Consider the following 6,976-nt stretch of genomic DNA (forward strand, 5'->3'; position numbering starts at 1 on the left):
CGCGCCTCTCGATGCTCGCCCGCTGCGGGGTGGGGCCGTTGTCGCGGTAGACCCGGGCCAGGACCTCCAACAGCTCAGCCGTGGCGGGGGTGTCTTCGGGGAACCGGCGTTGCAGGGCGAGCTGCCCCTGATCGTGGTCCTCCCCGCTGATGAGCCATCCAGCCTCCTCGATCTGCCGATAGACGTCCGGCCGGTCGTGACTGCTGCCGGTCAGGAACAGGCGTGGGGCCTCCAGTGCCGGCATCCCGGGGAGGACGGCGAGCAGGGCGGCGAGGAGCTCTGCGTACCGCCGCGGTTCCAGGCGCTGGGCGGCGCCGAAGACCGCCAGCGCCTGCTCCCCGGTCACTCGAAGGACCTCGCTGCGGGCCACCGAAACGAACTGCCGCTGCAGCGACACGATTCGAGCGGACAGGGCCGTGGCCTCGCCCAACCGGTCCAGCGGGTCCACTCGGAACCAGGTGCGCAACATCTGGCGGAACTGCTCCAGGCGGCGCACGTTGTATCGGGCCGTCGATTCGCGTGGCAGATGCAGCATGTCCGTCAAGTACACGGGCGGCAGGCCGATCTCGGGCTCCACGCGGCGAATCTCCCGCATCACGTAGTAGAGGCGCTGGGACGCGTCGCAGTCGCTGGACACGACAATGGCGTCGAGATGCCCGAACGCCCCGTGGAGGATGCCGGCGAACAGGGACGCCGTCGCCACGTCCAGCCCGGACCCCAGGTAGGTCGCAGACCGCGTGCGATCCCAGGCGGGGTGGCCGCGCAGCCTGACCGAACGCGCCCCCGCGGCCCACACCAACTCGACGGGAACATCATGGCCCACCGACCCGACCACCGGATGCCCCTCGGCATCCTGGGGTGCATCCTCGGCGTAAGCGTCCATCAGGACCTGCAAGGGCGGGGGAACGCTCCCGGTTGGGACAGCGTTCACTTTCGCGCCACATCCGCCCGCTGTGCCGTCACGCCTGTGACGGCACGGATCTGCTCGTCGTCGTAGCCCACAAGGTCACGAAGCACAGCGTCCGTGTCTTCTCCGAGGTGCGGTGCCGGACGGTCAATGGACGTGGGGCACTCGGACATCAGGATCGGCACGCCGGAGCCGAGGAGCTCCTCGCGGGTCTCGAAATCGGGATGCACCAGCGGGACCACCTCACCACGCTGCAGGACGAGCGGGTCGCGGACGGCCTCGGCGGTGGTGCGGATCGGCGCCACCGGGGCACCGGCCTCCTCCAGCCTTCGCGTGGCCTCAGCGACGGTCCGATCCTTGGTCCACTCCGCGATCATGGCGTGCAGCTCGTCGGCGTTGGCCACCCGGTCATCGCGCCGCCGGAAGCGCGGATCGTCGGCGAGCGCCTCGCCGCCCATCGCCTTGAGGACCCCCCGGGCAAAGGCGTCGGTCGGTGCACACAGGGCGATCCAGCCGTCACGCGTGGCGAAGGTGCCGAACGGCGCCAGGCGTGGCACGTAGTCCCCGGTCCGCAGCGGCAGACCGATCTTCTCGAACACGTCGAACGGCTCACAGGCCACGAGCGAGGTGAGCGCGCCCAGCATGGAGACGTCCACGTACTGGCCCTGGCCGGTCTCCCGGGAGTGCAGCACGGCGGCGAGGGTCCCGATGACCGCGTACAGCGGTGCCACCAGGTCCGCGATGGGCACGCCGAAGCGCACAGGCGCCTGGCCGGGGCTGCCGGCAGTCAGCATCATGCCGCTGAGGGCCTGCACGATGGTGTCCATGGCCTTGCCTCCGCCAGCGTTGCCCTGGGCGCCGAAACCGCTGATCGACGTGTAGACGATCCGGGGGTTGCGTTCCCGTGCCGCGGCGTAGCCGATGCCGAGGCGATCCGTGACGCCCGCACTGAAGTTCTCGACGACGATGTCCGCCGCCTCCACCAGGTCCAGGAAGGTGGCCCGGCCGATCTCGCTCTTGAGGTCCAGGACGATCGACTCCTTGCCCCGACCGCGCAACAGCATGGACACGGACATGTCCTGCGGGTCCGTGCGGACAACGCTCAGGCCGGCGCGGGTCAGGTACGGGGAGTTGTTTCGGGAGCTGTCGCCGCCGGTGAGCGGGTTCTCGACCTTGATGACGCGCGCACCGAGGCCCGCGAGCAGCATGGTGGCGTAAGGGCCGGAGAGGGCGGTCGTGAGGTCCAGGACGACCTTCCCCTCCAAAGGACGAACGGGCGTCGGGATGGTCATGACGACTGCCTTTCGCTGAGCGCGGGGGTGGCGGTGGGATCGGGAACGGCGGCGTGTCCGAGGTCCACCTCGAGGAGGTTGGCCCTCCAGCGGAATCGGGTGTCGAGTTCGGCGTCACGGGTGATGTGCTGGATGTAGTCGGCGACGTCCCGCCCCACGGGGTCGTTCCCCAAGGGCACGGGCCGGGCTTCGTCGTCGATCCAGCAGGGGACGACGCCTGCGGACACGGTTCCATCGGCCGCGACATCGACGACAGCGATCGCAGTGTTCCGGCTGTCGGGGTGGAAGGCATACGTGGGCATTGCTGGGTCGGGCAGAAAGCCGAAGAGCTTCTGCCGCCGCTTGGCCCAGGCCTGTCGTTCCGGTGAGTCGTCGTTGCCGAGGGTCAGGGCAGAGGTCACCGTGACGAAGTTGCCCAGCCCATGAAAGATCGGCTTGTTCCGGTAGACCTCGATCCCACGCATGATGTGGGCGTGATGGGCGATGACGGCGTCGGCACCGGCGTCGATGGCTGCGTGCGCCACCTGGAACTCGTAGTCGGCAATCTCGACGGGCGTGTGCCCGATTCCCTTGTGAAGGGCCACCACGAGGACGTCCAGCTCCGACCGGAGGCGCACGACGTCGTCGGTCATGGCCTTCAGTGACCTGGGTTCGCAGAAGCTGTAGACGCTGGGTGGGCCGCCGGGATTCGCAGTGTCGAGCTCGTAATGCGTCAGCACGTTCACGAACGCGCAGCCCGCCTTGCGTGAGGTGGCCCAGGACTCCCGGGGACCGACGCAGTTGTAAGCCAGTACACCAACGCGGCGGCCGCGACGTTCGACGACCGCAGGACGTCGGGCGTCGTCGATCGTCGCGCCCGCACCAACCGTGGCGATGCCGTGGGCGTGGCAGTTCCCCACCGTGTCCAGGACTCCCTGCGTGCCGCAGTCGAAGATGTGGTTCCCCGCCAGGGTGGCGATGGTGATGCCGACGTCGGCGATGGCCTTGACGTGGGCGGGATCGGCGGGTGGAGCGGGGATGTCCACGCTGGTCACATCGGTGGACGTGGTGTGCGGGACCTCCACCTGCCCGATGACGAGGTCGGCGGACTGCAGGACCTTGGCACTGGGTTCGAAGTAGCGCTCGGGGTGGGGTTCGTCCAGCACCAGGTCCCCCACGGCCATGATCCGCAAAGCCTCAGCCATGGAGGTCCACCGCGCTGCGCTCGAGGACCTGTGGACGGGGTTCCGGCGCGGCCCGTGCCCCGGTCGACGGAGGCCTGTCTCCAGCGATCCCCGGAGCGTTGAACCGGCTCAGGAAGTTTCGCAGCCGTTCGGTCTGCGGATTGCGGAAGAACTCATCGGCCGCGCCGGTCTCGATGACGCGCCCTTCGGCCATGAACATGCAGCGGTCCGCCACGTCCCGGGCGAACTCCATCTCGTGCGTGACGACAACCATGGTCATGCCCGAGTCGGCGAGGGCGCGCATGACCGCCAGGACCTCGTCCACGAGTTCCGGATCCAGTGAGCTCGTGGGCTCGTCGAAGAGCACCACGCGAGGTTGGGGGGCGACGGCGCGCGCGATGGCCACGCGCTGCTGTTGCCCGCCGGACAGCTGGCGGGGATGGGCATGGGCCTTGTCGGCCAGTCCGACCCGCTCCAGCAGGTACATGGCTCGCTCGTGCGCCTCCTGCGGGCTTCGGCCGTGGACCTTCACGCAGGCCTCGGTGATGTTGCGCAGGACCGTCCAGTGAGGGAAGAGGTTGAACTGCTGGAAGACCATGCCCATCTGCTGGCGTTGCCGGTCCACCTGACGTTCGGGTAGTGGCCGGACGACTCCGCGTTCCACGGTGTAGCCCAGCAACTGCCCATCGAGGTACATGGCACCGCCGTCGATGGATTCAAGCTGGTGGAGGCAACGGACCAAGGTGGACTTGCCCGATCCCGAGGGCCCCAGGACAGCGACCACGTCGCCTTCGTTCACCTCGAGGTCCACGCCGTCCAGGGCCTGGATGTCTCCGAAGGCCTTTCGGACGTTCCGGGCCTGGAGGACAGGGACGGTCTCGCTGGTCGTCATGCCGTTGCCTCTCGGTCATGGGCCGCCCGTTCGGGCGACGTGGTCCAGGCCTTCCGGCGGGCTCGCCAGTCCCCGCGCGTGCCCCGGGGCGGGGAGGTGATGGTGTAGCCGCGGCCGAAGTGCGTCTCGAGGCGCCGTTGTCCCACGGTGAGGATGGTGACGACGAAGAGGTACCAGATGACGGCGACCATCAGAAGCGGCACGATCTGGTAGGTGCGGTTGTAGATGACCTGCACGGAGTGCAGGAGGTCCCCCATGGCGATGACGCTCACCAGGGAGGTGCCCTTGAGCAGAGCGATGAACTGACTGCCCGACGGCGGGATGATCACCCTCATGGCCTGCGGAAGGACGATCTTGAAGAACGCCTGGTTCCGGTTGAAACCCATGGCCCGGGCCGCTTCTCGCTGTCCGTGATCGACCGAGAGGATGCCGGACCGAACGATCTCGGCCATGTAGGCAGCCTCGTGAAGGCTCAGCCCGATGATGGCCGCGGTGATGGGCGTGATGATGTCGTTGGTGGACCAGGAGACGAACTCCGGGCCGTAGGGCACACCCACCGTGATACGGGGGATCAGATAGGCGAGGTTGAACCAGAAGATGAGCTGAACCAACGGCGGGATGCCCCGGAAGATCCCCACATAGACTCGAGAGACCCACCTGATCGGTGCGAAGCCGCTGAGGTCACCGGCAGCGATGAGCGTGCCGAGGATGGAGCCGAGGACCATGCCGATGACGGTCAGCATCAGCGACATGGCGAGTCCACGGAGCACGGTGGGATCGAAGAGGTACTGGGCGACGACGTCCCATTCGAACCGCTCGTTGGTCACGAGGAACGCGGCGGCCTGCCACGCACCGATGAGGATCACGACGGCGATCGCGACCCTGCCCCAACTCATACGGCGGTGAGCCGTCCCGACGTCGACTGGATCGTGGTTCGATGGCGCGGCTGCATGGCTGGACATCTGCCTGCTCCTAGGCGTTTCGGGACCGGCGTCTCGGCTACTTGTCCTCGGCGAAGTCGGCGGGAGTCGAGGTGGATCCCTGCGTGGCCGGGTTGAAGAGGGGCTCGGCGATGGCGACATCTTCCAGGCCCCACTGCTTCATGAACGCCTCGTACTGGCCGTTGCCGAAGAGGTTCTCGGTGGCCTTGAACAGCACCGGCCCGAGCTTGGTTGACTTGGGCGTGAGCATGGCCATGAGGTCCACCCCTGCGCCCTGCTCGTCCGTCTGCGTGACGTAGTCGAACTCTCCGGAGCGTTGGTCGACGAGGTCGATGGCGGCACTCTGTGTCGTGGCCAGGACGTCCGCCCGATCAGACTGGACGGCCAGCACCGTGGCGTTCGTGTCCTGGAGTCCGATGAACTCGTTCGGCGTCTTGCCCTCCGTGGAGCACCACTCATTCAGGCGCTGGACCTGGGTCTCGGTGACCGACCCCTCGGTTCCGGCCACCCGCAGGCCACAGAGGTCCTCGGACGACTCGATGCCTTTGGAGTTCTTCACCGGGAACACGTACGAGGAGCGGGTGGTCATCCAGACGATCGAGTCGAAGTCCTGTTCGCGTTCCTCGGTGGAGCGGACTGGCCCGTTGAAGGCGTCGTATCGGCCGGACATCATTCCCTGCAGGATGGCGGGAAGCCCGGAAGTGATCTCGGTGCGGAGCTCCACGCCCAACTGCCCTTCAAGCAGCTTCTGGAAATCCGGGTCGATGCCGGTGACCTTCTTGTCATCCTGCACCGTGCGGTAGGGCGGGTGGGAATCGCCTGCAAGGGTGAGGTAGCCCTGGCTTCGAATGGCCTCGGGCAGTTCGGAGTACAGCGGAGCGGACTGCCCGGATTGTGACTCCTGCGGCTGTCCCTCCGGCTCGGACTCGCTGCCGCAGGCGGCGAGCACGAGACCCGCGACTGATGCCAGCACGGCGACTGAACTGATTGCTTTGGGGCGCATGGATCCTCCGGGAATCGGGTGTGGAAGGCGACGGCGGAAGGTGCTGACTGGTGGAACGGCGGTCACCTGTGTGACCTGTAACACACCCATACTGTACAGATCATGAGGTGATCGGCAAGAGTCTTGAATTCTTTTTTCTGCCGCGGGCGCGAGGAGGACGCACTCACCCCCAGGCCTCCGGTGTGGCGGTTCCACAGTCAGGCGACGCGGAGACACGCGAACGGCAGGCCCCAGCCCATCAGGACCCGCCCATGATCGATCCGCCCCGGTCACCGCGGCCAGGTCTGAGCCGCAACGGGATCCGCCGCCCACACGCGTCGGCTCGGCTCGCGGCGTTCGGGAGCCAGGAGGTGTCCACCGTGGATGGACCGGCATGAGGAGCCCGGGACGGGCGACACCGGTGTCGCCGTCTCGCCTCATCGCGATTTCGGGTAGCGCGCGGTTCGACAACCCAGCCCGCATGCCACTGGGTGGCTCACCGATGGAGCCGGGCCAGCGGCATACGGCCCAGGGTCGAGGACCCGCCGACCGGGAAGCGAGCTCAGTCGGCCTGGTACTTGAAGGACACGCTGAGCTTGATCCTGAAGAGCACCTCGTCCCCACCGAGGTCCAGGTCCTGCTCGACCACTTCCGCCACACGAAGATCGCGCAGCGTCTCCTTGGCCGTGTTGACGGCTGTCATCGCAGCGTCCTCCCACGACGAGGCACTCGTACCGATGATCTCGACGACCTTGTACACGCTCATTGTTGCCTCCGTTGTTCGAGTACACCCGAGCCT

At 67.3% G+C, this 6,976-nt stretch carries 7 protein-coding genes; all 7 read right to left on the reverse strand.

Annotated elements, in window-relative coordinates; all coding sequences use genetic code 11:
- The coding region (locus tag LOY02_RS16920; protein ID WP_317183541.1) for a 2-hydroxyacyl-CoA dehydratase family protein at nt 1-883 on the reverse strand (883 nt) is incomplete at its 3' end.
- Between the two features lie 44 nt (nt 884-927).
- The gene (locus tag LOY02_RS16925) at nt 928-2,199 is read right to left on the reverse strand and encodes a CoA transferase (RefSeq protein WP_317183542.1); all 1,272 of its coding nucleotides are present in this window, start codon (nt 2,197-2,199) and stop codon (nt 928-930) included.
- Nucleotides 2,196-3,383, reverse strand: a complete 1,188-nt coding sequence (locus LOY02_RS16930) for a CapA family protein (RefSeq protein ID WP_317183543.1) — start codon at nt 3,381-3,383, stop codon at nt 2,196-2,198. Before LOY02_RS16930 ends, LOY02_RS16925 begins: the two co-directional genes overlap by 4 nt.
- Entirely contained in the window at nt 3,376-4,254 is an 879-nt protein-coding gene (locus tag LOY02_RS16935) for an amino acid ABC transporter ATP-binding protein (RefSeq protein WP_317183544.1), read from the reverse strand. Before LOY02_RS16935 ends, LOY02_RS16930 begins: the two co-directional genes overlap by 8 nt.
- On the reverse strand, nt 4,251-5,150 hold the full coding sequence (locus LOY02_RS16940) for an amino acid ABC transporter permease (protein ID WP_317183545.1): 900 nt from the start codon (nt 5,148-5,150) through the stop codon (nt 4,251-4,253). The genes LOY02_RS16935 and LOY02_RS16940 overlap by 4 nt, the downstream gene beginning before the upstream one ends.
- Nucleotides 5,151-5,253: 103 nt before the next feature.
- Nucleotides 5,254-6,198 carry a transporter substrate-binding domain-containing protein gene (locus LOY02_RS16945; RefSeq protein WP_317183546.1) on the reverse strand — a complete coding sequence of 315 codons (945 nt, stop codon included), beginning with the start codon at nt 6,196-6,198 and terminating at the stop codon, nt 5,254-5,256.
- Between the two features lie 541 nt (nt 6,199-6,739).
- On the reverse strand, nt 6,740-6,943 hold the full coding sequence (locus LOY02_RS16950) for a dodecin family protein (protein WP_317183547.1): 204 nt from the start codon (nt 6,941-6,943) through the stop codon (nt 6,740-6,742).
- Between the last annotated feature and the right edge of the window lie 33 nt (nt 6,944-6,976).

Origin of the sequence: Intrasporangium sp. (assembly GCF_032907665.1) — a bacterium.
In the GTDB taxonomy this organism is placed as follows: Bacteria; Actinomycetota; Actinomycetes; order Actinomycetales; family Dermatophilaceae; genus Intrasporangium.

Bases quoted from the DNA above. Each gene is read 5' to 3' on its own strand.
- LOY02_RS16940 (WP_317183545.1), bottom strand. From the start codon at position 5,150: ATGAGTTGGGGCAGGGTCGCGATCGCCGTCGTGATCCTCATCGGTGCG.
- LOY02_RS16950 (WP_317183547.1), bottom strand. From the start codon at position 6,943: ATGAGCGTGTACAAGGTCGTCGAGATCATCGGTACGAGTGCCTCGTCG.
- LOY02_RS16935 (WP_317183544.1), bottom strand. From the start codon at position 4,254: ATGACGACCAGCGAGACCGTCCCTGTCCTCCAGGCCCGGAACGTCCGA.
- LOY02_RS16925 (WP_317183542.1), bottom strand. From the start codon at position 2,199: ATGACCATCCCGACGCCCGTTCGTCCTTTGGAGGGGAAGGTCGTCCTG.
- LOY02_RS16945 (WP_317183546.1), bottom strand. From the start codon at position 6,198: ATGCGCCCCAAAGCAATCAGTTCAGTCGCCGTGCTGGCATCAGTCGCG.
- LOY02_RS16930 (WP_317183543.1), bottom strand. From the start codon at position 3,383: ATGGCTGAGGCTTTGCGGATCATGGCCGTGGGGGACCTGGTGCTGGAC.